The sequence below is a fragment of the Mesorhizobium sp. M0664 genome, from assembly GCF_040320565.1.
Classification (GTDB): domain Bacteria; phylum Pseudomonadota; class Alphaproteobacteria; order Rhizobiales; family Rhizobiaceae; genus Mesorhizobium.
On record NZ_JAMYPW010000007.1, the window covers coordinates 78,564 to 102,439 of the forward strand.

Consider the following 23,876-nt stretch of genomic DNA (forward strand, 5'->3'; position numbering starts at 1 on the left):
CCTGCCAGGAGCTAAAAATGGCTGCCAAAGACGTAAAATTCTCCCGCGACGCTCGTGAGCGCATGCTGCGCGGCGTCAACATCCTCGCCGACGCGGTGAAGGTCACGCTCGGCCCCAAGGGCCGCAACGTCGTCATCGACAAGTCGTTCGGCGCACCGCGCATCACCAAGGACGGCGTCACCGTCGCCAAGGAAATCGAGCTTGAAGACAAGTTCGAGAACATGGGCGCGCAGATGGTTCGCGAAGTTGCTTCGAAGACCAACGACATCGCCGGCGACGGCACTACGACCGCGACCGTTCTGGCACAGTCGATCGTCCAGGAAGGCCACAAGGCGGTTGCCGCCGGCATGAACCCGATGGACCTCAAGCGCGGCATCGACCTCGCCGTCGCCGACGTCGTCGCAACGCTGATCAAGAACGCCAAGAAGATCAAGACCTCGGAAGAGGTTGCCCAGGTCGGCACCATCGCCGGCAATGGCGACGTTTCGGTCGGCTCGATGATCGCGGAAGCGATGCAGAAGGTCGGCAATGAGGGCGTCATCACGGTCGAGGAAGCCAAGACCGCCGAGACCGAGCTCGAAGTCGTCGAAGGCATGCAGTTCGACCGCGGCTATCTCTCGCCCTACTTCGTCACCAACGCCGAAAAGATGGTTGCGGATCTGGAAGACGCCTACATCCTGCTCCACGAGAAGAAGCTCTCCAACCTGCAAGCCATGCTGCCGATCCTCGAGGCTGTCGTGCAGACTTCGAAGCCGCTGGTCATCATCTCCGAGGACGTCGAAGGCGAGGCCCTGGCCACGCTGGTCGTCAACAAGCTGCGTGGCGGCCTGAAGATCGCTGCCGTCAAGGCGCCGGGCTTCGGTGATCGCCGCAAGGCCATGCTGGAAGACATCGCCATCCTCACCGGTGGCCAGGTCATTTCCGAAGACCTCGGCATCAAGCTCGAGAATGTCGGCCTCAACATGCTCGGCCGCGCCAAGAAGGTGTCGATCTCCAAGGAGAACACCACCATCGTCGACGGCGCCGGCAAGAAGGCCGAGATCCAGGGCCGCGTCGCCCAGATCAAGCAGCAGATCGAGGAGACCACCTCGGACTACGACAAGGAGAAGCTGCAGGAACGTCTCGCCAAGCTGGCGGGCGGCGTTGCCGTCATCCGCGTCGGCGGTGCGACCGAAGTGGAAGTCAAGGAAAAGAAGGACCGCGTCGATGACGCCCTCAACGCGACCCGCGCGGCCGTCGAAGAAGGCATCGTTCCCGGCGGCGGCGTCGCACTGCTGCGCGCTTCGCTGAGCATCAAGGCAACCGGCGCCAACTCCGACCAGACCGCGGGCATCAGCATCGTGCGTCGCGCGCTGCAGGCTCCGGCCCGTCAGATCGCGGCCAACGCCGGTGCGGAAGCATCGATCGTTGCCGGCAAGATCCTTGAGAACAAGGGCGCGACCTTCGGTTACAACGCCCAGACCGGCGAATATGGCGACATGATCGCCATGGGGATCGTCGATCCGGTCAAGGTTGTGCGCACAGCCCTGCAGGACGCGGCCTCGGTCGCCGGCCTGCTGGTCACCACCGAAGCCATGATCGCGGAGGCTCCGAAGAAGGAGTCGGCTGGCGGCGGCATGCCTGGCGGCATGGGCGGCGGCGGCATGGGCGGCATGGGCGGCATGGACTTCTAATCCAGCCAATCTCGCAAGCTTACGGAAAGGGCGGCAGCGATGCCGCCCTTTTTCGTTGATGTGGCGGAAATTGAGAGGCCGTCCGATCCCAAGTAAGCAGGCGCGTATCCCGCAGGACGCGTCTGTTCGGCTACCATGCCGTTGCTTCCAGGCGTCGCGGCGGCGCAGAACATGAATCGTCGAGCTGCAGCCTTGGCCCTTTTGGCGGAACGCCGCGCCGCCTTCGATGCGATGAAGGCATAAACGTCAATGCACCGCGGCAGCGGCACTCTTGGCCGGCAATGCCCCCTCAATCAGCGCCGCGACCTCATCGGCTACCGCCAGCACCGGGGCGCGGTCGTGGGTGGCGCGTGCGATCACCATCAGTCCTTCAAGCGATGATTCGACCAGCAATGCCAGCGCGTGCGCGCGTCGCTCGGGCACCCCTGCCCTGACGAAGGCCGCCCTGAGCAAGCCTATCCATTGCTCGAAGGCGGACCGGCACAATTCGGCCAGTTCCGGCATGTCGATCGGCGAGTCCAAGACCACGGGCGCGATCGGGCAACCGAGCGTGAACCGATTGTCTTCCAGCATGCGCGCGACCGACTGGTAGATGTGGTGGACGGCCACCGCCGGGTCCTTTTCGGCCGCAAGGGCCTCGCCCAGCCTTTTCGAGACGTCCTCGACGCTGTCGCGCGTCACCTCGATGACCAGCTGGTCCTTGCCGCCCGGAAAATGAAAATAGAGCGAGCCTCTCGGCGCGCCTGAGGCGCTCAATATGTCGTTGAGCGAAGTGCCGTGATAGCCGCGCTGCCGAAGCAGGCGCCCCGTGGTCTCGAGTATGCGGGTACGGGTGTCGTTCGCCATGTCAACCTCTGTCAGGAGTGAGCATTATAGGCCTTGCCTCGAATATGACAACCGGTCTACATAATATGTAAATCAGTCTACATATCGAGAGGCAAATGCGCAGTTATCGTCTTGAAGGAACCTGCGGGACCAAGTGCCTGGTGACGCGCGACGAGGCGCAGCCGACGCCGAAGCCGCACGAGATCGTCGTGCGTGTCCGCGCCGCTTCGCTCAACCGCCGCGACACGATGATCCTCAACGGCAGCTATCCACTGGCGCCGCGCCAAGGGGTCGTTCCGCTGAGCGATGGTGCCGGCGAAGTCGTTGCGGTCGGCGAGGCCGTCACCCGCTTTGCGGTCGGCGACCGCGTCACCGGCAGTTATTTTGCGCGCTGGATCGATGGCCGCATCAATGCCGGTCTGATCGACCAGCTTGGCTGCACGCTGGACGGGATGCTGGCCGAATACGCCGTGCTCGACGAGCAATGGGCGGTGCGGCTTCCCGATCATCTCGACTGGCATCAAGCGGCGACACTAACCTGCGCCGGCCTGACCGCCTGGAATGCCGTGACGGCGGCCGAAATGCCGAAGCCCGGCCAATGGGTTCTTGTCATCGGTTCAGGTGGCGTCGCGCTATTTGCGCTGCAATTCGCCAAGCTGCTCGGCTGCCGTGTCGTGGCAGTCAGCTCGCGCAACGAGAAGCTGGACCGGCTGCGGGCGCTGGGCGCCGACCTCGTCGTCTCGACCGCCGACATGCCGGAATGGGGTGCTGCGGTGCGCGAGCAGACCGGCGGCATCGACCTCGTCGTCGAGACCGGCGGCCCGCCGACCTTCGCGCAATCGATGATCGCCTGCGCGCTTTACGGGCGCATCGTGCTTCTCACCGTACAGGATGCGAAAGGCGGGACGGTGCAGATCCCCGGCCCGGTCTACCAGCGCAGCCTCGCCACCATCAGCCGCCTGTTCGTCGGCAATCGCACCAATCTCGAAGCCATGCTGCGCGCCATCTCGGTGCATCGCCTCAGGCCTGTCATCGACAAGGTGTTCGCCTTCGACGAGGCCAACGACGCCTACCGCTATTTCCAGCAAGGCGACGTCTTCGGGAAAGTGGTCGTCAACGGCGCCTGACTGGTCCGCCCCAAAATCTGATCGACCCTCAAATCAAAGGAGAGACACAATGACCATTCGTGAAGCAAAGGCCCAATGGCAGGGATCGTTGAAGGAAGGTTCGGGCCGGCTGAAGCTCGGCAGCGGCGTCTTCGAAGGCGCCTACTCGTTCCCGTCGCGTTTCGAGAACGGTCCCGGCACCAACCCCGAGGAATTGATTGGGGCGGCGCATGCCGGCTGCTTCTCGATGGCGCTGAGCACCGTCCTCGGCCGCGAAGGTTACACTCCCGCACGCATCCACACGATCGCCAAAGCGCATCTCGGCGCCACCGCGGCCGGACCGACGCTGACCCGCATCGAGCTGGAGACCGAGGCAAGCGTCGCCGGGTTGGCGGCGGGGGAGTTCGAGCGGCTGGCGCAGACGGCCAAGGAGAGCTGCCTCGTGTCGCGGGCGCTGGCCGGCGTCGCAGTGATCACGCTCAAGGCCCGCCTCATCGAAACCGCTACCGATCACTGAAGGGAAGGAATATCCAATGACACAGGAACTCGTCATCGACGTCGCCGCCGCCAAACGCTCCGCCGAAACGGCCGAGATCATGCGGCGCTACAACGACGTCTTCCAGCGCCACGACCCGTCGGCGCTCGACGATCTGGTGGCGGAAGATTGCGTGATCGAGAACACCACGCCGGCCCCGGACGGCGCCCGCCGCATCGGCAAGGGCGCCTGCGTCGAACTGTGGTCGGCGATCGCAACCGGACCCGGCACGCGCTTCGACATTGAAGAAACTTTCGTCGCCGGTGATCGGGCGACGATCCGCTGGCGCTACTGGATGGCCGACGGCAATTCGCTACGCGGCGTCAACCTGATGCGCGTGGCGGACGGGCAGATTGTCGAGGCCATGGGCTATGTGAAGGGATAGATTTGCGCTGCCCGCGACCTTCCTGTCTACCGGTCCGCCAGCGCCAGTTTGGCGCCGAGCATGACAAAGGCTCCGGCGAAGGTACGGCGCATCCAGGTCAGCACCTTTGGCCGCGACACGACATGGCTGCGGATTGACGCCGCGAAAACGCCGTAGCCGACAAAGACCACGAAGGTGAGCAGCATGAAGATGCTGCTGAGTTCCAGCATCTTCGACAGCGCATGCGGTTCGGTGGTGCTGACGAATTGCGGCAGGAAGGCAAAGAAGAAGATCGACAGTTTTGGGTTGAGGATGTTGATGAGGATGCCCGAAGTGATCACTTTGCCGGCCGAGCGCGGCGCGACATTTTCTTCGACGCTCAGGCCGCCCTTCTCCTTCAGCGTGTTCCAGGCCATGTAGAGCAGGTAGGCGACGCCGAGATATTTCAGCGTCTCGAAGGCGACGGCACTGGTATGCAGCAGTGCCGCGAGGCCGGTGATGGCGGCCGCCATGTGCGGAATGATGCCGAGCGTGCAGCCGAAAGCGGCAATGATGCTGGCGCGCGCACCACGTGAAAGCCCGGCGCTCAGCGTATAGAGAACGCCGGTGCCGGGCGAAGCCACGACAATCAGCGACGTCAACAGAAATTCGATGCTCACAGATGGTCTCCCGGTGCTGGCCCCGCCGCCGGCAGCGTAATCAGCGAAACGTGCGGGCACAAGCCAGCCTGAGAGCCTGTCCGCATTCAGATCATGCTATTGGCGTGCAGCTTGCTATCCGCGATGGGCTGCCGAACTTCCCAGTGTTCGACCAGCTTGCTGTCCTTCAGCCTGAAAATGTCGACAATGGCCAAGCCCTCCTCCTCCGGTTCGCGTTTTGCGTGCATGTGCACGATGACGAAATCCCCTTCGGCAAAAATCCGCTTCACCTCTCCCTTCACGAGGGGAAATGACTGTTTGAGCTGCTGCAGATAGGCTTTGAAGCCTTCCGCACCATCCGCAATGTTCGGATTGTGTTGGATGTAGCGTTCGCCAAAATGCATCGAAGCAGCTTCGATGTTGCCTTGGTTTACTGCTTTGTCGATGAAGTCCAGGACGATCGTCTTGTTGGTCTCGAGCGAATTATGACTCTCGGCTGGAAATGGATTTGATGGTTCGTCACGCATGTTTTGCTCCTTCCCGTGCCTGCTTCTGCCCGGTGTGGACAGGAGCGTCCGCACGCCGACATTGCCAACATGATCTGTTGCGATTGTGAGATGGTCGATACGCTATTCCACTAGATTCTTATCCAATCGTCTAATAGCGTCGTCCTATTCATCGTTGGAGGATGGTTCTCATGGACGCCTTGTCCGAAGTTCTTGCTTCGCTGAGATTTGGCAGCGCCATGATCGGCAGCGCGACCCTGCATCGGCCATGGGGTATTTCGGTGGATCCGACAAGGAATGCCGCCATCCACGTCATACAGAACGGCGAATGCTGGCTGCGGTTAGCCGGTGAAAGGGAGCCGATCCGCTTAGGCGAGGGAGATGTCATCCTTGTCGCGAGCGGTATCGGGCATGCCCTTTGCAATCCGGCGGATGCACCGACGGCATCGATATCCGCCGTCCTTTCCGCAAATCGGAGCGGACTGGAACCGAAAAGCGAGAGCGGCGCGACAACTCTTCTTTGTGCGAGATATTCACTCGACGGCGTCGGGCCATATCCGATGGTTTCGCTGCTTCCTCCGCTGATTCATTTGACCCGGAATCAGATCGACACCAGCGAGCCGCTGCGGCTTGCCCTGGAACTTCTGCAGGTCGAAGCGAAAGGCGATCTCGGCGGCCACGACATTGTCGCCCCACGCCTTCTCGACAGCACGTTGATCTTCTTGTTGCGCGCCTGGATCGAACATCAGCCACTCGGAACAGGGGGATGGTTTGGCGCCTTGCGCGACAAAGGCATTGCGCAGGCTTTGCGCCTGATCCACGAGCGGCCGGGCAATCCCTGGACCATCGCTTCCCTTGCCAGCGGCGCAGCACAGTCCCGGGCCACCTTCGCGCGTCGCTTCGCTCAACTGGTAGGACAGCCGCCGCTGTCCTATGTGACCCGGTGGCGGATGAACCTTGCCGCCAAGGCTCTGCGGGAAACGAACCAGAACATTGGCGAGATCGGGCGCGCCGTCGGATATGAATCGGTGCCGTCGTTCTCGCAGGCATTCAAACGATTGACCGGACGATCGCCCGGCCTCTACCGCAGCGACTTTCGCGCATCTGATTGACGAAATTCAAACTGGGACGCCAGCCCGAGGGCCGTCATTCAAGCGTCGGCAGACCGTGAGCCCGACGCGCGATCAGGCAGTCGTCATCGCCCGGCATGCAGGCGCGGCAGACGTCGGGGCGGATGTCGTAGATGCCGCAGGCCGTTGACTTGCCGACCTCGCCGCACAGTGCCGAACAGCGCGCGCCGTCGCAGCGCATACCGGCTTCGTCGGCAGCCACGTATTTTTGCGGGATAAGGTCGAGCTGCGCGTCATCCTCGGTGGAGAAGCGCGGCCATCTGGACGAGTAGGCGCAGCAGGCGCCACAGGTCTGGCAATCGAAGGCAATCGGACCGACGCCCTCTTGTGGCGACGAAAACTCCTCTGCGACCGCCAGGGCAAGCAGCCTTGGCGCAGATTTCCGGTCGGCATTTTGCTGCAAGGACGCTATTTCTTCTTGGGCTTGCGCGGCGGTGCTTCCGCCGGCGACCTGAACAGATCGGTGCCCGCTTCGGCGGCTTCGCCGGTTTTTGGCGCGGCCGCCGGCTTGGCCGGCTTCACGGCGGCAGCAGGCGCTGCCGGCTGGCCCTTGGCGGAAAACTTGATTGCCATATCAATCCTCGTCAGAGAAACGCGATGATGGCGCATTCGGATTGCGAAGGCGGCCGATGAGCGCCGAAACGGCCGTGATGTTCATTTCTTCGGGCGACCAGTTCCTGGCTTCCTCGATGTGCCGGGGCGCCAGCTCGCGATGCGTGCTGCCGCTGTAAGCGGCATCCTGAAAGGTCATGCGCTCGCGGGTCTTGGCGTTTTCCCGGACGTATTCAATCAGATAATTGGGGCATTCGGCACGACCGCGCACGCCGAGCCGAACCTGGGCATCGCCGTGGACACGCCTGCAGCGCTCGAGCTTTTCGAGCACGCGCCGGACATATTCGACCGGCTTGTCTAGTTCGCCCACGACATCGGCGATGGTCGAATCTGCGGCGATCGCCTTTTGAGGCACGCGTTTGGTGGCCATCAGCGTTTGCCTGCGCGTTTCGGCGAGGCCGCGAGCGCAACCGCCGCCGCCATGTCGTCGGCTTCCTTCTCCAGCCGCAATTCGCGCAGCCGCGCGGTCTTGGCTTCGCGGGCCTGGCTGACGGCATCCCGTTCGGAATTGATGCGGTCGAGCGACATCGACTGGGTCCGCGTCTTGCTGAAAATGGATTCGGCCTGGTCGCGGGGTTTTTTTGAAGTTGCGGTCAAGGTCTTTCTCCCGGTTCGGAGCACGCCGCCGAAAAGTGGCGAGACTGGTCTTTCGGCCAGGATCCCGCACAAAGCAATACGGCAGCCGGTTCAAATTGCTGGAACGTCCTTAGCACGTCCGGGCCGTCGAGCAGCGCTCTTTCGGCGGTCGAAGCGCAAAAATGAAAAAGGCCAGGCACCGCCTGACCTTCCATAAGAGCGCCTGCGCATCCCGAGAAACGCGCAAAGAAACGTTCTTCTCAATGCACATGATCCGCTCCGAGATTTAACATCCCGCGATCGTGCGCTGGAATTTGCCATTCACCGGTGCCAGTACATCCGTGGTCACCGGTGAGGCTGAATTCCGTTTTAGGCCGCCTTCAACTGGTCGGCGGACATCTTGCCCGACTTGTTGTCGCGGACCATCTCGTAGCCAAGCTTCTGGCCCTCGACGATGTCGCGCATTCCGGCGCGCTCGACGGCTGAGATGTGGACGAAAACGTCGGCAGAACCGTCGTCAGGCTGAATAAAACCAAAACCCTTGGTGGCGTTGAACCATTTAACTGTGCCTGTGCTCATAACGAACCCTTTCCATGGCAAATATTCGTTCGCCGTCATGCGGATGCACAACAACGTTTGTCTCGACTTTGATGGGGGAAGTTCGCCAAAGGCGCGCCTAGGCACGCGGATAACAAAAGTCGGTCAAACAAATATCGACAAAATTCTTATAGACTTCTTTGCGCGTTGTGTCAATTTTTTTGATTTGCCACACTCGCGGAGACGCGCGGCGGCGGCCCGCGCCAGCACATCGGACGGCGAAAGCCGGGCTATTGCCCGCCGAAAAAACCAATCAGCCGGGAACCATTTTGGCGCCGGGGCATTTTTTTCGGTGTCGAACGCCGTTCTCGAAAGAGCGATCTTGAGAAAAGGCGGACGACAAACAGGACGCCCCCCGCGCAGATAAAAGGCACGAGGGGCGTTCCTGTGATGCGACCATTCGCGCCGCTGCACCCTGCCCCTCACAGCATGGCCCGGCTGAGCCCGCCATCCACCGGCAAAGCCACGCCGGTGATATAGGCGGCGTCGTCGCTGGCCAGGAACGCGGCAACCGCGCCGAATTCGGCGGGGGTGCCGTAGCGCTTTGCCGGGATTTCGGCCTGACTCTCGGCGGCGATCACAGCAGCGTCCACACCCCTGTCGGCGGCGTCCATCGCGTCGAACCGCTTCGTCCGGTCCGTCGCAAAACGGCCAGGCAGCAACAGGTTGACGGTGACGCCGTCCGCCGCCACTTCGCCGGCCAGGGTCTTGGCCCAGCCGGCAAGCGACGCGCGCAACGCATTCGAAGCGGTGAGGCCGGGGATCGGCTCGCGGACGGACGTGGAGGAAACGGCGATGATGCGTCCCCAGCGCCGTGCCCGCATGCCTGGCAGGAAAGAAATGGCGATGCGCATCTGGCTCAGCACCATGCTGGTGAACTGCTTTTCCCAGACGCTCGCATCGAAGACGCTGGCCGCGAAGGGCGGCGGGCCGCCGCCATTGAGCAGGACGATGTCGATCCGCTGATGCTCGTCCTCGACGGCACGGATCAGCCGGGAGACGCTGTCGTTATCGGAAAGATCGGCGCTGAAGGTCGAGCAGACGGGGCCGGCGGACTCGATCGCGCGCCGCGCCGCATCCAGGGTCTCCTCCCCTCGTCCGACCAGGATGATCTCCGCGCCTTTCGCCGCGAGCGCTTCGGCGACGCCGAAACCCAGGCCCTTGCCTCCTCCGAGAACCAGCGCCTTCCGCCCCTCAAGATTTGTACTTATCAAGCCAAGCCTCCTCTGGTTTCACTGCGCACTCCCGGATAAGCCCTGAGTGCATGCTTTGGGCGTGCATCAGCGGACATGCACAATGGCGTCGGCTTCGACCGGAACATTGGCCGGCAAGCCGGCCATGCCGAGCGAGCAGCGGGCATGCTCGCCACGCTCGCCGAAAACATGGAGCAGAAATTCGGATGCTCCGTTGCCGACCTCCGAATAGGCCGCAAAGCCGGCCGCCGCGTTCACATAGACGGTCAGCTTGGCGAATTTCACAACACGGTCGAGATTGCCGTCCAGTTCCTTGTCGAGCCAATAGACGATGTTGGCCGCGCAGAGCCGGGCGGCGTTCCGCGCCGCGGCCAGAACGATCTCTGCGCCGACCTGGCCGATCGCAGCGATCTCCTGCCCGATCTCGGGGATCTGACCGGAGACATAGACGATGTCTGCGACCCGAACCGTCGGCGAGAACGGCAAAGCGGGCCGATCGAGCGACGGCCAGGCAACACCGAACTCCTCAAATCTTCGTCTGTAGGACAAGGTGGCTGCTCCTGTTTTCGTTGGTGCGAGCGGACCTTGAATTCAGATCGGGCTTTCGGGTAGCCTGATAGTGCTGACACAGCTATCAGGAATTCTTATGACTAGAGATATCGACATCAGGCTGCTGCGCGCCTTCGTCACCGTGGCCGATACGGGAACGGTGAGCCGGGCCGCCGATCGGCTTGCCCGCACCCAGGCGGCGGTGAGTATGCAGCTTCAGCGCCTCGAGGGTGAAGTCGGCGCCGAGCTGCTGCGCCGTTCGCCGCGCGGCGTGACGCTGACCGAGGCCGGCGAGATCCTGCTCGCCTTCGCCCGCAAGGCCATCGCGATCGGCGACGATGCCAGGCGCGAGATAGAAGGCCGCAGGCTGGTCGGCCGTGTCCGGCTGGGCATCGTCGAGGATTTGGCGGTGACACGGCTGCCGTTGATCATTGCCGACTTCCGCCGCCGGCATCCTTCCGTGGAGATCGAGCTGACATCAGCCAGCAGCAGCGATCTCAGCAAGTCGCTGGGCGAAGGAAAATGCGACATCGTCATGGCCGATCCGGCGCGCTTCACAAAGGCGCCGCGAGGCCATCTGTCACGACAGTTGGTCTGGGCGGCAAGCCGCATGATCGAGATCGATGACGAGGTCGAGCTTCCGCTGATCATCTTCGAAGGCGCCTGCTCCTGGCAGGACAGAATGCTGGCCTCGCTCGCCGAGGCCGGGATCGGCTGGAAGATCGGCTGCCGCGTGTCGACTTTCGCGACGCTGATCTCGGCGCTGAGGGCCGGGCTTGGCATCGGCCTTCTGCTGCAGGAAGGACTACCGCCCGACTGCCAAAGCCTCAACGGACGCTTCAACCTGCCGCCGGCGCCGATGGCGGATTTCGGCGTCTACCTCGCGAGGGACCCGTCGCGGCTGGTCGAGGAGTGTGGCGATTTCCTGCGGGCGGGATTTGAGGCGTAGCGAAAATATCTGACGCCGTTCACCGTTCCTGGTCAGTCGGGCGGATGACGATCTCGTTGACGTTGACGTGTGCCGGCTGGCCCACGGCGTAGAGAATGGCCGCGGCGATGTCCTCGGCGGTCAGCGCCTCCATGGCGGCGAGCCGCTGGTCGAGCCCGGCCTTCGCCGCCGGGTTGGTGACATGGTCGCCGAGTTCGGTGCGCACAAGGCCAGGCTCGATGACGGTGACGCGAACCTTATCGGCATAGACTTCGCGGCGCAGCGATTCGGAAAAGCCAACGACGCCGAACTTGGTTGCGGCATAGCCGCTGGCGCCGGGATTGGCGACGCGGCCGGCGATCGACGAGACATTGACGATGTGACCCTTGGCGGCCCTGAGATGCGGCAGCGCCGCCTTGGTGACGCCCATCAGCGCCAGCAGGTTGAGCTCGATCATGCGGCGCCAGTCGTCGAGCAACGCCTCGGCGGCCGGCGACAGAAGCATCACCCCGGCATTGTTGACGAGGATGTCGAGGCGGCCCCATTCGGTGACAACCTTGTCGACCATGGCGGTGACATCGTCGTTGCTGGTGACGTCGGCCTCGATGCGGAGCGCCGTGCCGCCGGCCTTTTCGATACGTGCGGCCAGCGCTTCGAGACGATCGGCGCGACGTGCGGCAATCGCCACCTTGGCCCCGGCGGCTGCGAGCGCCACAGCGGTTGCCTCGCCGATGCCCGAGGAGGCGCCGGTGACGAGTGCGACCTTGCCGGCCAGTGCGGAAGAAACAGAAGTCATTGTGAAGTCTCCAAGGCCCCTGCCCGAGCTTCAGATAGGCCGTGGGCCGCAAAGCGGAAGACCGGCTCCTCGGTTGCTCGGCTCTATTCGTCGGGACCGGGCTCCGGCCAAGGCTCTTTCGCCGCCTCGGCATACCAGTGGCGCATCGCCGGTATTGAAAGCACGGCGTCGACATAGGCGCGGGTGTCGGGCGCCAGCGTGCCGCCATAGGTGTCGAAGCGGGTGACGACCGGCGCGTACATGGCATCGGCCGCGGTGAAACGGCCAAACAGAAACGGCCCGCCTTTGCCGTATTTTTCGCGGCATTCGCGCCATAGCCCTTCGATGCGCGCCCGTTGCGCCTCACCTTCGGCGTCGAGCGGCTTGTGGCCTTTCGGCCGGCGCAAATTCATCGGCCAGCCATAGCGGACCTCGCGAAAGCCGGAATGCATCTCTGTCGCCGCCGAGCGGGCCAGCGCGCGGGCGCCGATGTCGGCCGGCCAGAGCTTTTTCTCGGGAAACAGCTCAGCAAGATATTCAAGGATGGCAAGGGTTTCCCAGACGATCCGGACCTCGCCATTCGGCAGCCGATGGTTCAGCACCGGCACCTGGCCGGTCGGCGATATCCTGGCCAGATTGGCCGCGGTCTCGGGCGTGCGCAGGCGCACAAGACCTTCCTCGAACGGGATCTCCAGATGCTTCATCGCCAGCCACGGCCGCAGTGACCACGACGAAAAACACTTGTTGCCGATGAAGAGCGTGAATTCAGCCATTGTCCCTCCGGCCCTGTCTGTTCGGGCGTTCTGGTGCACCCTATCCTGTCGGCTTCGCGGCCGGAAGCTATCCCAATCGACGGGCAGAACCCGGAACCTAAGCGATCCGCGACCGTTTCTCCAGGCGAACGGTCCAGGAGATGCGAGATGGTGAACAAGGATCAGGTTGCCGGCGTTGCCAAGCAAGCCAAGGGCTCGGTCAAGCAGACCGCCGGCAAGGCCACCGGCAACAGGCGCACCGAGGCCGAAGGCGACGTCGACAAGGCCACCGGCAAGATGCAGAAGGCTTACGGCGACGTGAAGGACAAGGTGAAGAAGGCGCTTTGACGCCGGCCCTTCGTGAACCAGGAAGAGGCGGCTCGGCCGCCTTTTTTGGCCCTCTCCTGCCCGTCAGAAAGTCAGGCTTTTGCTGTATGCATTGGTGAAGGTGACCTCGCCATGATCTCCGGCGGCTTCGCCCAGCACCACATCCATGCTGTTTCCCGTCACCCGCGCCAACGCAAAGCCGCCCATGAAGGCGGCCTTCGGCTTGAACAAGTCGACCCCGTCACGGTGGTAGATCATCGGCGTCGCGTGCTGGTGGCCATGGAAGATGCCGACGACGTTGTAACCCTTCAGCACAGCCAGCAGCGCCTGCCTGTCGGCTTCGCTCCACCAGTGGGGCGGACCCTTGCCGCCGTCGTCGAAGGTTTTCTCGGCGGCGTCCCATCTTTCGATCGAAAAAGTATCCCAGCCATAATGCTGGAACAGGATGACCGGGCGGCCGTCGCCGGCATAGGTTGCCAGGTCCTGCTTCAGCCATGGCAGGCTGCTGGTGGCGCCATGGCCGGTATCGCCGGCGAAACGGTGCGTCTGGACAAGATGCAGGCCGCCCCAATCCCATGAATAGCAATCGGTCCCGACATCGTAGTCGGTCGCCGGCGCAGGCGGCTTGAAGAACACGCCGGGGCGGTGGTTGACCTCGACGTAGTCGCGCATTTCGCGGCGGTACCAGTCGACATGCGAGCGCGGGCCGTTCTGGTCGAGGTCGTGGTTGCCGAGGCCGACATAGACCGGCATGTGCACGCGGTCGGGGCCGACGCCTTGCTGGTAGCGCTGGCTGAACTGAAGCAGTTGCGTGCCCTCGCTGGGCTGGGTGATCTGGCCGCCGCCATCATCGGTGATGTCGCCGCCAACGACCAGGCCGAGCGGCGTGCCGATGTTGCCCGTCGAGCGCAGGCCGGTGGCAACGCCATCGATTTCAGCCGGCCATTGCCTGTCGCCGACGCCGTTGAGTGCGGCGACGTTGCGCAGCAAGGCAGCGTCGGTCTTGCCCTCCTGCTCGCAATGCGGGCTCAATCCGTTCGCCGTGCGGCAGGCATGGACATCGGCGATAAACAAGAAGGTGGCGTCGATCGGCGGGATGCGCTGGCCGGTCTGGCCGAAGGCCGGGTGCGAAACGGCGCCGGCCGCGGCAAGGCCCGCTGCCTGCATCAGGAACCTGCGCCGGGAAACCGGCCGGGCGGGAATGCGATGCATCATGCGCTAAAATTCAGCACGACGGGGACCGGCAGTCCAGTTGCTCGTAAAGTATGTCGACACGTTCTCCCAGGTCTGGCATTGCTTTCGGCATTCAACTTGCGCGGGCAAAGGAGGACGCCATGAAAGCTACATCCATCGGCATGACAATGGCGATTCTGGCGGTGACGAGCGCAGCGCATGGCGCCGGGTGCATCGACGCCAAATCGGCCAAGGCCGGCTTCATTCTCGAAAGGCCCGGCATCCACAGCGAATTTCGCCCGGCGGCGGGCGGAATGGTGGCGGTTGCCAACAAATACCAGTCGCAATCGCCGCAGTCGCAGTACCTGTTCGGCGGGCTGATCGAGGTGTTTCGCGACAGCAGCACGGGGCAGCTGGCGATGATCCCGTTTTCCGATCTCAGGAAGGTGTTCCCGCTGAAGGCGGGTGCCAAGAGCAAGATCGTGTTTGCCCGTCTTGCACCGAACAAGCCGCCGAAGGGCACCGAGACGCTGGAGATCAACGTCAAGGGCAAGGAGACGTTCAGCCTGGGTGACTGCAAATACTCCGTACTCGCGGTCAACCAGACGATCAGGAGCGAGGCCGGCGAGACGCGGGACGAGTTCACCGCGCTTTACGCACCCGACCTGCAGGCAGTTGTGGCCAGGCGCTATGACGAGGGCACTAGCGCCGAAAGCGTGGTCGGCTACGAGCTGATCAAGCCGCTGCCGAATTAAGAGCTCGGCCTCCCGCCTCGGTCGCGATATCAGCGACTGCGGCCTCTGTCCTGCCAGCGTTAAAGCGCTCTGTGCAGTATCCTGCGACGTCGCCTCGTGACTCCCTGTTCCAATGCCATCAGGCAATCGCGCAGCACGCTTGCGTCCTGCGCGGTCTTGGCCATCGACATGGCGCCGGAATAGCTGGCGACAGCCAACGCTGCGAAGCGCTGCGGATCGATGCCCTGTTCCCGGCCCGCCTGCTGGTCGGCCCTGATCTTGTCGGCGATCACCTGACGCCAGGTAGAAAAAATGCTGGCAAGGGCAATGCGGAAATCCGGATCGGCAAGCGACAGTTCATGCGCCAGGTTGTTGAGCGGGCAGCCGCGCACGAAACCCTGCCGCTCCAGCTCCGCCGCGACGGCCGCGAACACGGAGCGCACGCCCTCGCGCGCTGAGGGAGCCATCCGCACCGGCGCGATCCATGTCTCTTCTACGGCGGCGGCGACCCGCTCCTCGATCACTGCGAGCGCCAGCGCCTTCTTGGTCGCGAAATGGTGGTGCAGCGCGCCGCCGGTGACGCCCGCCGTCGCCATCAGGTCGCCCATGCTGGACGCATGATAGCCGCGTGCCTGAAACGCCTCCTCGGCGACATCGAGCACCTTTTTGCGCATGCCTTCGGGGTCGTTGGTGCGTTTTTGAGCCCGCGACCTTGGGCGAGCGGATATCTCTGCTGACATCTTCACACGATAGCAGATTGACAAAACAGGACAACCGGTCTGTTTTGTAAAACAGCCGGTAGGGTTTGCTTGGCGCGACGCCGCCAACGCCCAGTGATCGATTCGGACGAGGCGCTGCTTCTACTCTTTCATGAACCAATCAATATTCAGCGTGCCTCTTCGCCACTCCGTTGCGGTCACATCGGCACTTAAACTAACCACCGACGATTTCGCGTCTCTTGCGAGGCTCTTCAAATCGGCAAGAGCCATTTTTTCTTCGAGTGGCAAAAGGTGCCCGGCACTCCAGAACCTGACATTTTCGTCTGTATGCCTCAGGGTTCCCAACAGAAAAGATCGGCCAAGATCAGGTCGGTTCCTGATCTCTCTTATTGCGCGGATTAAGCGGTCGTGAGCCGCATTCGATCCTTTGACATCCCCCATTTCAAGTAGTTGACGGTGCAATATGGCAGCCTCAACGTATTCTCTTTCGGGGTCCCTTGGCGCTTCTGGCTGCTTCACATCGAGCACCTTTTTGCGCATGCCTTCGGGGTCGTTGGTGCGTTTTTGAGCACGCGAACTTGGGCGAGCGGATATCTCTGCTGACATCTTCACACGATAGCAGATTGACAAAACAGGACAACCAGTCTGTTTTGTAAAACAGGATGACTGTCCTGTTTTGGAGATTAAGCGATGAACCTGCCTTTGAACGCCGTGCCTAAATCCGATCTGCTCGCCTCGCCCGTCGTCGAACTCAGGCAATACACGCTGAAACCCGGCAGGCGCGAGACGCTGATCGGCATCTTCGACGGTTACCTGATCGAGGGCCAGGAAAGCGCGGGGATGACCATCATCGGCCAGTTCCGCGATCTCGACCGGCCGGATATGTTCGTCTGGCTGCGCGGCTTCGACGGTATGGAAGCGCGGAAAAACGCTCTGACCGCCTTCTACGACGGGCCGGTCTGGGCTGCGTGGCGCGACGCCGCCAACGCCACGATGATCTCATCCGACGACGTGCTGCTGCTGAAGCCGGCCTGGCCGGGCGCGAACCTAGACCTCTCGGGATCGAAACGATTACCCCAGGCGGACCTCGAAAAACCGAGCGCAAGCAGCGATTTGCAGGCAATTGTTGTCATCAGGATTCATCATTTGCAACCGGGCCTGGAAGCCCGTTTCGCCAATGGCTTCCAGACCGCGGCCCTTCCGGTGCTCGCCGCATTTGGCGCGTCGCCGCTCGCCGCCTTCGTTACCGAGCATGCCGAAAACAGCTTTCCGCGGTTGCCGGTGCGGGCCGGCGAAAACGTCTTCATCAGCATCACGGGTTTCGACAGCACCGAAGCGCATGCCCGCCATGAGGCAGCCTTGGCCGCATCCCCGGAGTGGCAAGTGTTCGAGCAGGCCGCGCAGCGGGATTTGGCCAGGCCCGTGGAGGTTCTGCGCCTGGCGCCCACGGCGCGGTCGCTGCTCGGACAGCCAACGCCGGCGTGACCAACGCCGTTGAAAGCCACCTATGTGCACTGAACCCCTGTCTGGTTCACGCCTGAAAATGCCTGCCATGGATCACCTGGTAACGCGTGGTCCATGCGGTTGCCTGCTCCAGATCAAGGCAAACGCGCAGCAGCCGGTGATCCTCGTTCTTGCGGCCAATGAGCTGGATGCCAATCGGCAGGCCGTCTTTCGACTGGAAAAGCGGCAGGCTGGCGGCCGGTTGGCCGGTGACGTTGAAGATTTCTGTGAAAGGCGCAAAGCCGTAGGCCCGGCTCGCCCAAGCCTCGTAATCGAAGAGAGCACCATCGCCATGGATGGCGCCAAGCCGGGGCGTAGGCTCGGCCGTCGTCGGCGTGATGATCAGGTCGAACCCATCGAACGCCATCGCCATCGCCAGCGAAGCGCTGTGCACATGGTCCTGCGCCCTGAGATAATCGGCGGCCGAGGATCGCCGAAAACAGTCGAGCGCGTGACGAGTCAGGCTTTCGATTTCGCCGGCCCCCGGCATCCGCCCGATCTCGTCGGCGCGCTCGTCAACCAGCCGCGCGATCTCCGACATCCAGAAGATGCTCCAGTCCGCTTCGGCGCTGGCTTCCCGCGGGAAACGCGCCTCTGTGACCTCGTGCCCCATTTCCTCGAGGAGGATCATGGCTTCCTGGAATTTTGCCCCGATCTCGGACGCGACGGGCGTGCCGTCCGGCCGGTGCGCCAGGCACGCGACGCGCAGACGCTCGCCGGGCGAAGACAACCAATCCAGGTAGGACGGCACCGATTTGGACACGGAGTAAGGCGCTCCTTGTTCTGGACCGGCAGTCATGTCCAGCATGGCGGCGCTGTCGCGAACGGTGCGGGACAGGACGTTCTCGGCGTAGAGCCCGGCGCCGACCTGACCTCGACCAGGCCCGACAGGCGTGAGCCCGCGCGACGGCTTCATGCCGAACACGCCGCAACAGGCAGCCGGCACCCGGATCGATCCGCCGATATCGGAACCGTGGGCGACCGGCACCATGCCGCTCGCCACCGCGGCAGCAGCTCCGCCGCTTGAGCCGCCCGCCGTCAGCGAAGGATCCCAGGGGTTCGAGGTGGGGCCGCGAAAGCTGGGTTCGGTGACGAAGTCGTTGGCAAATTCAGGCGTGTTTGTCTTGCCCAGCAAGATCAGACCGGCGGCCCGCCAGCGCCGGACGATCTCGCTGTCGGGCTTCGGCGCGGCATCCTTGAAGTAGAGCGACGAGTGCGTCGTCGGCCACTCCCGTACATTGACGCCGGTGTCCTTGACCAGAAAAGAATGCCGGCGAGTGCCGCCTGCCGGTTGCAGCTTGCCGCAACGGAAAGCGCCCGGTCCGCATCGATCAGCGTCACGGCATTGAGGGCGGGATTGACGCTTTCGATCGCTTCGATAGCCGCCTCGACGACCTCGACGGCGGATAATTCGCCCGAGCGAACATGCGCGGCCAGGGCGACGGCATCCAACGCCACGTATTCGGAAAGATTCATGACTGCTCTCAGCCCGGACTACCTGTCGCTTCGGCTGTCGGCTGGGGTCCAGCTTTGGTACCGAGCTTGAAATACCGGCCGATGGCTGCCGCGACCAATGCCGGATCCTCCCAGTGCGGGTTGTGTCCGCATCGCACCGCGCTCACGAACGCGGCGCTAGGGATTTCTTCGAGGAGCCGCCGTTGGTGCGTTTCGTCGAAGAGCAGGTCGTGCGCGCCAGCAATGACAAGCGCCGGCAGGCGCAGCATGCGCGCCTTGTCGGTCAGATCGATGCGCCGAACCTGCTCCAGGATTGCGCGCCAGAGTGCCGCCGGCATGGCTGACGCCTCCTCCGCAGTCATGGTCAGGAATTCCGCTGGAACCTCGGCCTCGCAGGCATGCCAATAGTCATAGAACGGATCGGCCGGCGATATCGGGTCTCGAAGCGCCCGCACACCAATGGTCATCGGGTGGTCCTCACCGATCTGCGGCCGTAGCGTTCCGGCCATCAGCACCAGGCCGCCGATCATCTCGGCGTAGCGTGCGGCTGCCTCGATCGCCACCATACTGCCCAGGGAATGCCCGACCAGAACCGGCCGCTCGAGCCGCAATCGCTCGATCAAACTCGCCACATCTTCCGCGAAATCCGCTGGGGCGAAGCCGCGTGTCCCGGCCAGCGAGGCGCCATGCCCGCGCAGGTCTGGAATGACAAGCCGGCGCCCGGCGAGATGCGGCGCCAGCAAGGAGAAGCTGCGGCTCGTGTCGGAGAAGCCGTGCACCAGCACCAGCGCGGGCTCCTGCCCGGCGATTTCGACGCAGGCCGTTTCAGTGCGGCCGGCACCGACCCTGCGCTTGCGGCCGTTCCAGCCCGCCTGATCGGCCGATATCACAGGCCGAGCTGCTGCTTGACTGCGTCGAGCGCGGGCTTGCCATCGAATGTGGTGACACCGGCAAGCCAGGCGCCGAGCCTATCCGGATTCTCCTTGAGGGCCTTCAGGCCGGCTTCCTCCGGCTTCATGCCGTCGTTGATGAGATAGCCCATGCCGAGATTTTCGAAATCGATATCGAAGGCGAGGTTCTTCAGCAACTGCCCGACATTCGGGCATTGCTGCAGATAGCCCTTGCGCACCTGCGTCGTCACCGTCGCGGCGCCGAAGTTCGGGCCGTAGAACTTGTCGCCGCCGCTCAGATATTTGAAGTCGTACATCGTGTTCATTGGATGCGGCGCCCAGCCCTGGAAGACGATGAAGCGCTTTTCCTTGATCTCGTAGCCGACCTCGGAAAGCATGCCGGCTTCACTCGATTCGACGACCTGCCAGCCATCGAGGCCGAGCGACTTATCGGCGATGGCGTCCATCATCAGCTGGTTCGAGCCCGGCTCGATGCCGTACATCTTCCTGCCGAATTTGTCGGCGAACTTTTGCAGGTCGGCAAAATCCTTGACGCCGGCCTCCCACACGTAACTCGGCACGGCAAAGGTGTATTTGGCGCCGACGAGATTGACGCGCACATCGTCTACCGAGCCGTCCTTCTTATAGGGCTCGTAGTAGGTGATCATCGCCGGATCCCAATAGCCAAGGAACACGTCCAAATCATTGTTCTTCAAGGATTCATAGATGACGTTGATGCCCAGAAGCGAGCTTGCCGGCTTGTAGCCGAGCGCATCGAGCAAGACGCTGGTGACGCCGGTGGTGAAGGCAAGGTCGTTCCATCCAGGCTCGGCCATGCGCACGACCTCGCATTGCTCAGGTTCAGCCGCAAAGGCCGGCCGGATCGCCAGCAGGACGCAGAGCGAGGCGCCCATTCCAAGGCTACGAAGCATTTCGGTTCTCCTCATTTCACCAACAGTGTTGACCGCCTGGTTTTTATATTGTCCCACTGGTCAATTCTTGATCTCGACGGACGAAAATGTCAACGTCGGTTTTCGATGCATGGATCCGGCCCGTGAAACTCAAGCGTCTCAGCGACATACGCCGCAAGGAGCTGCGGCAAGCCGCCTTTGCCGTGCTTCAGCGCGAAGGCATAGCTGGCGCCACCATAGAAAAAGTGGCGGCACAGGCCGGCGCGTCGAAAGGCATCGTGCTGCACTATTTCAACAGCAAGCGGGAGCTGTTCGAGCATGCCATGCGCGAATCGAACCTGGTGCTGCGGCATGCGGTGGTCGAGCGGCTGAGACAGGCGCGCACGCCAATGCAACGGATAGAGGCCATCATCGAAGGCAATTTCGAGCCGCATCTCTTCCAGCCGTCCCTCTGCCACGCCTGGCTTTCACTTTGCGCGGAGGTTCCGCGCGACGAAAAGCTTGCCCGCATCCAGAAGGTGATCCATGCGCGCATGCGCTCCAACCTGCTGTCCGGCCTGCGCGGTCTGGCGCCGGCACGCGATGCTGACGAGATCGCTTTCGGCGTCACCGCCCTGATCGACGGGCTGTGGTTGCGGCTTGGCCTGCAACCCGGCAGCGTCACGCGAGAACAGGCCATTCATCAGGTGAAGGATTTCGTCGCTACGCGGCTGGCTGTTCGGCGCGGTGCAGCCGCTGCCGAATAGACAGGCGCATCAGCCGAAAGTTCATATTGAAGGATAAGCCGGCGGCTTGACCACAATCGGCAACGGCGCTGCTCTCCTTTACCAGACAAGACGGCAATACGCGGGAGTGTTGGATGAGACTAGGCGGCAAACGGGCACTGGTCACCGGCGGCTCGGACGGGATCGGGCTGGCAATCGCCGAGGCTTTCTTGCGCGAAGGCGCGGACGTGCTGATCGTCGGCCGCGACGGCAAAAAACTCGACGCCGCCCGCAAGCAGCTCGGGGATAATGTCGACACGCTGTCGGCCGATTTGTCGGCCATTGCCGGCATCGATGCCGTGGTCGAGCATGCCAGGCGCGGCCCACCTGTCGATATCCTCGTCAATAATGCCGGCGTAGCGTTCCTTGTGCCGTTCGAGACCGTCAGCGAGGACCAGTTCCAGCAGTCATTCGCGCTCAACGTCACGGCGGTATTCTTTCTCACCCAACGGCTGTTGCCGCATCTCGCGCCGGGTGCGGCTTCGGTGATCAACATCTCGTCCTATTTCGCGCACAAGATGATCCCGAAGCGGCCGTCCAGCCTCTATTCGCTGTCGAAGGGCGCGCTCAATTCGCTGACCAAGTCGCTCGCCTTCGAGCTCGGGCCGCGCGGCATAAGGGTCAACGCGATCGCGCCCGGCACGGTCGACACAGCGATGCGGCGCAGGTCGATCGAAAACCTGCCTGAGGCCGCGCAAGCCGAGCTCAAGGCCTATGTCGAGCGCAGCTATCCGCTCGGCCGCATCGGCCGGACCAGCGACCTTGCCGGCATCGCGGTCTATCTCGCCAGCGACGAAGCGGCATGGACCAGCGGCGGAATCTTCGCCGTGGATGGAGGATACACGGCGGGGTAAGGTTGCGATCTCCCCCCTCGAGGGGGAGATGGCCGGCAGGCCAGAGGGGTCGTCTCGCGTGGAACACCAGCCTGTTCCGTCCGCTATGGGAGTTGCGTCAAGACCTGACCGCCCCCTTCTGTCGCCTTCGGCGACATCTCCCCCTCAAGTGGGGAGATTGCCAGCACCTTCAACCGATTTGCATTCCCGTCACCCGCAATCTCCGCTTGAAGGCATTTGTGCAACGCGATACGCCGTTTGCAAATTGCAAACCGGAGAGACTTCGTGAGCGCGCCAGAGACCAGAACCGAAACCGACACGTTCGGTCCCATCGAGGTCGCCGCCGACCGCTATTGGGGCGCGCAGGCGCAGCGTTCGCTTGCCAATTTCAAGATCGGCTGGGAGAAACAGCCGGCGTCGATCGTGCGGGCGCTGGGCATCGTCAAGCGGGCGGCAGCGGAGGCCAATATGGAGCTGAAGCGGCTCGATCCGGCGATCGGCAAGGCCATCATCGAGGCCTCGCAGGAGGTCATCGACGGCAAGCTGAACGAGCATTTCCCGCTGGTCGTCTGGCAGACAGGCTCAGGCACCCAGTCCAACATGAACGCCAATGAGGTGATTTCCAACCGGGCGATCGAGCTTTTGGGCGGCGTCATGGGATCGAAGAAGCCGGTGCATCCCAACGACCACGTCAACATGAGCCAGTCGTCGAACGACACCTATCCGACGGCCATGCACATCGCCTGCGCCGAGCGCATCACTCACGACCTGCTACCGGCGCTAAGACATTTGCATACGGCACTCGAGGCCAAGACCAGGGCTTTCGCCCACATCGTCAAGATCGGCCGCACCCACACCCAGGACGCGACGCCGCTGACGCTTGGCCAGGAATTCTCCGGCTACGCGGCGCAGGTCGCCTCGTCGGTCAAGCGCATCGAAATGACCCTGCCCGGCCTGCAGGAGCTGGCGCAGGGCGGCACCGCGGTCGGCACCGGCCTCAATGCGCCGGTCGGTTTTGCCGAAAAGGTGGCGGCGCGCATCGCCGCGATCACCGGCATCGATTTCGTCACCGCGCCGAACAAGTTCGAGGCGCTGGCCGCCCATGATTCCATGGTCTTCTCGCACGGCGCCATCAATGCCTGCGCGGCGGCGCTGTTCAAGATCGCCAACGACATCCGCCTGCTCGGCTCCGGCCCGCGTTCGGGCCTCGGCGAATTGTCGCTGCCGGAAAACGAACCGGGCTCCTCGATCATGCCAGGCAAGGTCAATCCGACCCAATGCGAGGCGATGACGCAGGTTTGCGTGCAGGTGTTCGGCAACAATGCGGCGATCAGCTTCGCCGGCAGTCAGGGCCATTTCGAGCTCAACGTATACAATCCGCTGATGGCCTATTGTTTCCTGCAATCGGTACAGCTGCTGGCCGACGCTTCCGTGTCGTTCACCGACAATTGCGTCGTCGGCATCGAGGCCCGCGAAGACAACATCAAGGCAGCACTCGACCGTTCGCTGATGCTGGTGACGGCGCTTGCGCCGACGATCGGCTACGACAACGCCGCCAAGATCGCCAAGGCGGCGCACAAGAACGGCACCACGCTGCGCCAGGAAGCGCTGGCCACCGGGCTGGTCAGCGAAGCCGATTATGAGCGGCTGGTGCGGCCGGAGGACATGACGCATCCAGGCTAGGGCGTTGATATCCTGGATCTCAACACCCATGTTGATCGCGAAAACGTTACCTTGGTGAACAATCCGTAACCAATCTGGCATCTTTGGTGAACAGTCGGCCTGCGCTAACTAGACGGGTATCCCAA

The 23,876-nt window shown here is 62.9% G+C and carries 30 protein-coding genes; 12 read left to right on the forward strand and 18 right to left on the reverse strand.

Features of this window, described 5'->3' with window-relative positions:
* Window positions 1-17 precede the first annotated feature (17 nt).
* Window positions 18-1,673: a chaperonin GroEL gene (gene groL / locus NKI39_RS11095; protein ID WP_352481739.1), complete on the forward strand. Its 1,656-nt coding sequence runs from the start codon at window positions 18-20 to the stop codon at window positions 1,671-1,673.
* Between the two features lie 246 nt (window positions 1,674-1,919).
* Here the strand turns inward: groL and NKI39_RS11100 are convergent, their stop codons facing one another.
* Window positions 1,920-2,519: a TetR/AcrR family transcriptional regulator gene (locus tag NKI39_RS11100; protein ID WP_352771820.1), complete on the reverse strand. Its 600-nt coding sequence runs from the start codon at window positions 2,517-2,519 to the stop codon at window positions 1,920-1,922.
* 95 nt (window positions 2,520-2,614) lie between these two features.
* On the opposite strand from NKI39_RS11100, the gene NKI39_RS11105 reads away from it, so the two are divergent.
* Genes NKI39_RS11105 through NKI39_RS11115 form a run of 3 tightly spaced genes read left to right on the forward strand, consistent with a single transcriptional unit; the run spans window position 2,615 to window position 4,524 of the window.
* Window positions 2,615-3,625, forward strand: a complete 1,011-nt coding sequence (locus NKI39_RS11105; RefSeq protein WP_352831809.1) for a zinc-dependent alcohol dehydrogenase family protein — start codon at window positions 2,615-2,617, stop codon at window positions 3,623-3,625.
* 49 nt (window positions 3,626-3,674) lie between these two features.
* Window positions 3,675-4,121, forward strand: a complete 447-nt coding sequence (locus NKI39_RS11110; RefSeq protein ID WP_352831811.1) for an OsmC family protein — start codon at window positions 3,675-3,677, stop codon at window positions 4,119-4,121.
* Window positions 4,122-4,137: 16 nt separating this feature from the next.
* The gene (locus NKI39_RS11115; protein WP_352831813.1) at window positions 4,138-4,524 is read left to right on the forward strand and encodes a nuclear transport factor 2 family protein; all 387 of its coding nucleotides are present in this window, start codon (window positions 4,138-4,140) and stop codon (window positions 4,522-4,524) included.
* Window positions 4,525-4,550: 26 nt separating this feature from the next.
* Here the strand turns inward: NKI39_RS11115 and NKI39_RS11120 are convergent, their stop codons facing one another.
* Together NKI39_RS11120 and NKI39_RS11125 are read right to left on the reverse strand one after the other, a co-directional pair.
* The gene (locus NKI39_RS11120) at window positions 4,551-5,162 is read right to left on the reverse strand and encodes a LysE family translocator (RefSeq protein WP_352684918.1); all 612 of its coding nucleotides are present in this window, start codon (window positions 5,160-5,162) and stop codon (window positions 4,551-4,553) included.
* Between the two features lie 86 nt (window positions 5,163-5,248).
* A complete protein-coding gene (locus tag NKI39_RS11125) occupies window positions 5,249-5,668 on the reverse strand; it encodes a nuclear transport factor 2 family protein (protein ID WP_352517837.1) in 420 nt (139 codons plus the stop codon).
* Between the two features lie 170 nt (window positions 5,669-5,838).
* On the opposite strand from NKI39_RS11125, the gene NKI39_RS11130 reads away from it, so the two are divergent.
* Entirely contained in the window at window positions 5,839-6,759 is a 921-nt protein-coding gene (locus NKI39_RS11130) for an AraC family transcriptional regulator (protein ID WP_352517838.1), read from the forward strand.
* 34 nt (window positions 6,760-6,793) lie between these two features.
* On the opposite strand, the gene NKI39_RS11135 is transcribed toward NKI39_RS11130, so the two are convergent.
* The 7 genes from NKI39_RS11135 to NKI39_RS11165 form a co-directional block, all read right to left on the reverse strand.
* A complete protein-coding gene (locus NKI39_RS11135; protein ID WP_352517854.1) occupies window positions 6,794-7,135 on the reverse strand; it encodes a YkgJ family cysteine cluster protein in 342 nt (113 codons plus the stop codon).
* A 50-nt stretch (window positions 7,136-7,185) separates the two neighbouring features.
* Window positions 7,186-7,350 carry a hypothetical protein gene (locus NKI39_RS11140; protein ID WP_023722752.1) on the reverse strand — a complete coding sequence of 55 codons (165 nt, stop codon included), beginning with the start codon at window positions 7,348-7,350 and terminating at the stop codon, window positions 7,186-7,188.
* A 1-nt stretch (window position 7,351) separates the two neighbouring features.
* Complete coding sequence (locus NKI39_RS11145) at window positions 7,352-7,759, reverse strand: hypothetical protein (RefSeq protein WP_352517839.1); 408 nt, start codon at window positions 7,757-7,759, stop codon at window positions 7,352-7,354.
* Window positions 7,759-7,986, reverse strand: a complete 228-nt coding sequence (locus tag NKI39_RS11150; protein WP_023677608.1) for a hypothetical protein — start codon at window positions 7,984-7,986, stop codon at window positions 7,759-7,761. Before NKI39_RS11150 ends, NKI39_RS11145 begins: the two co-directional genes overlap by 1 nt.
* 348 nt (window positions 7,987-8,334) lie before the next feature.
* A complete protein-coding gene (locus NKI39_RS11155; RefSeq protein WP_010915421.1) occupies window positions 8,335-8,544 on the reverse strand; it encodes a cold-shock protein in 210 nt (69 codons plus the stop codon).
* Window positions 8,545-8,984: 440 nt separating this feature from the next.
* A complete protein-coding gene (locus tag NKI39_RS11160) occupies window positions 8,985-9,776 on the reverse strand; it encodes an SDR family oxidoreductase (RefSeq protein ID WP_352831815.1) in 792 nt (263 codons plus the stop codon).
* Between the two features lie 66 nt (window positions 9,777-9,842).
* Window positions 9,843-10,304 carry a RidA family protein gene (locus tag NKI39_RS11165; protein WP_352831817.1) on the reverse strand — a complete coding sequence of 154 codons (462 nt, stop codon included), beginning with the start codon at window positions 10,302-10,304 and terminating at the stop codon, window positions 9,843-9,845.
* A 97-nt stretch (window positions 10,305-10,401) separates the two neighbouring features.
* Here NKI39_RS11165 and NKI39_RS11170 point away from each other — a divergent pair, with 97 nt between their 5' ends.
* The gene (locus NKI39_RS11170) at window positions 10,402-11,253 is read left to right on the forward strand and encodes a LysR family transcriptional regulator (RefSeq protein ID WP_352743457.1); all 852 of its coding nucleotides are present in this window, start codon (window positions 10,402-10,404) and stop codon (window positions 11,251-11,253) included.
* Between the two features lie 19 nt (window positions 11,254-11,272).
* On the opposite strand, the gene NKI39_RS11175 is transcribed toward NKI39_RS11170, so the two are convergent.
* Window positions 11,273-12,028: an SDR family NAD(P)-dependent oxidoreductase gene (locus NKI39_RS11175; protein ID WP_352743455.1), complete on the reverse strand. Its 756-nt coding sequence runs from the start codon at window positions 12,026-12,028 to the stop codon at window positions 11,273-11,275.
* A gap of 83 nt (window positions 12,029-12,111) precedes the next feature.
* The gene (locus NKI39_RS11180) at window positions 12,112-12,780 is read right to left on the reverse strand and encodes a glutathione S-transferase family protein (RefSeq protein WP_352541615.1); all 669 of its coding nucleotides are present in this window, start codon (window positions 12,778-12,780) and stop codon (window positions 12,112-12,114) included.
* Window positions 12,781-12,927: 147 nt separating this feature from the next.
* On the opposite strand from NKI39_RS11180, the gene NKI39_RS11185 reads away from it, so the two are divergent.
* On the forward strand, window positions 12,928-13,107 hold the full coding sequence (locus NKI39_RS11185) for a CsbD family protein (protein ID WP_254820647.1): 180 nt from the start codon (window positions 12,928-12,930) through the stop codon (window positions 13,105-13,107).
* Between the two features lie 63 nt (window positions 13,108-13,170).
* Here the strand turns inward: NKI39_RS11185 and NKI39_RS11190 are convergent, their stop codons facing one another.
* Window positions 13,171-14,301, reverse strand: a complete 1,131-nt coding sequence (locus NKI39_RS11190) for a metallophosphoesterase (RefSeq protein WP_352472656.1) — start codon at window positions 14,299-14,301, stop codon at window positions 13,171-13,173.
* Window positions 14,302-14,420: 119 nt separating this feature from the next.
* On the opposite strand from NKI39_RS11190, the gene NKI39_RS11195 reads away from it, so the two are divergent.
* On the forward strand, window positions 14,421-15,014 hold the full coding sequence (locus tag NKI39_RS11195; RefSeq protein ID WP_352831819.1) for a hypothetical protein: 594 nt from the start codon (window positions 14,421-14,423) through the stop codon (window positions 15,012-15,014).
* Between the two features lie 59 nt (window positions 15,015-15,073).
* Here NKI39_RS11195 and NKI39_RS11200 read toward each other — a convergent pair whose 3' ends face one another.
* On the reverse strand, window positions 15,074-15,667 hold the full coding sequence (locus NKI39_RS11200; RefSeq protein WP_352831856.1) for an LmrA/YxaF family transcription factor: 594 nt from the start codon (window positions 15,665-15,667) through the stop codon (window positions 15,074-15,076).
* A gap of 186 nt (window positions 15,668-15,853) precedes the next feature.
* Window positions 15,854-16,471 carry a hypothetical protein gene (locus tag NKI39_RS11205; protein ID WP_352831861.1) on the reverse strand — a complete coding sequence of 206 codons (618 nt, stop codon included), beginning with the start codon at window positions 16,469-16,471 and terminating at the stop codon, window positions 15,854-15,856.
* Here NKI39_RS11205 and NKI39_RS11210 point away from each other — a divergent pair.
* On the forward strand, window positions 16,403-17,197 hold the full coding sequence (locus tag NKI39_RS11210; protein WP_352831820.1) for an NIPSNAP family protein: 795 nt from the start codon (window positions 16,403-16,405) through the stop codon (window positions 17,195-17,197). The genes NKI39_RS11205 and NKI39_RS11210 overlap by 69 nt on opposite strands.
* A 46-nt stretch (window positions 17,198-17,243) precedes the next feature.
* On the opposite strand, the gene NKI39_RS11215 is transcribed toward NKI39_RS11210, so the two are convergent.
* From NKI39_RS11215 to choX, 3 genes are read right to left on the reverse strand one after another with little or no spacing between them, the layout of a single operon-like run.
* Window positions 17,244-18,797 carry an amidase gene (locus tag NKI39_RS11215; protein ID WP_352831858.1) on the reverse strand — a complete coding sequence of 518 codons (1,554 nt, stop codon included), beginning with the start codon at window positions 18,795-18,797 and terminating at the stop codon, window positions 17,244-17,246.
* Complete coding sequence (locus tag NKI39_RS11220; protein WP_352831822.1) at window positions 18,700-19,560, reverse strand: alpha/beta fold hydrolase; 861 nt, start codon at window positions 19,558-19,560, stop codon at window positions 18,700-18,702. The genes NKI39_RS11215 and NKI39_RS11220 overlap by 98 nt, the downstream gene beginning before the upstream one ends.
* Window positions 19,557-20,492, reverse strand: a complete 936-nt coding sequence (gene choX / locus NKI39_RS11225; RefSeq protein WP_352831824.1) for a choline ABC transporter substrate-binding protein — start codon at window positions 20,490-20,492, stop codon at window positions 19,557-19,559. The genes NKI39_RS11220 and choX overlap by 4 nt, the downstream gene beginning before the upstream one ends.
* Before the next feature lie 86 nt (window positions 20,493-20,578).
* Between choX and betI the strand changes: the two genes are divergently transcribed.
* The 3 genes from betI to fumC all read left to right on the forward strand — a co-directional run bounded on the left by betI (window position 20,579) and on the right by fumC (window position 23,751).
* Window positions 20,579-21,217: a choline-binding transcriptional repressor BetI gene (gene betI / locus NKI39_RS11230; protein ID WP_352541621.1), complete on the forward strand. Its 639-nt coding sequence runs from the start codon at window positions 20,579-20,581 to the stop codon at window positions 21,215-21,217.
* A 113-nt stretch (window positions 21,218-21,330) separates the two neighbouring features.
* Complete coding sequence (locus NKI39_RS11235) at window positions 21,331-22,089, forward strand: SDR family NAD(P)-dependent oxidoreductase (protein WP_352831826.1); 759 nt, start codon at window positions 21,331-21,333, stop codon at window positions 22,087-22,089.
* Between the two features lie 264 nt (window positions 22,090-22,353).
* Window positions 22,354-23,751, forward strand: coding sequence for a class II fumarate hydratase (fumC, locus tag NKI39_RS11240; RefSeq protein ID WP_352588580.1), 1,398 nt, complete (start codon window positions 22,354-22,356; stop codon window positions 23,749-23,751).
* Window positions 23,752-23,876: the final 125 nt, after the last annotated feature.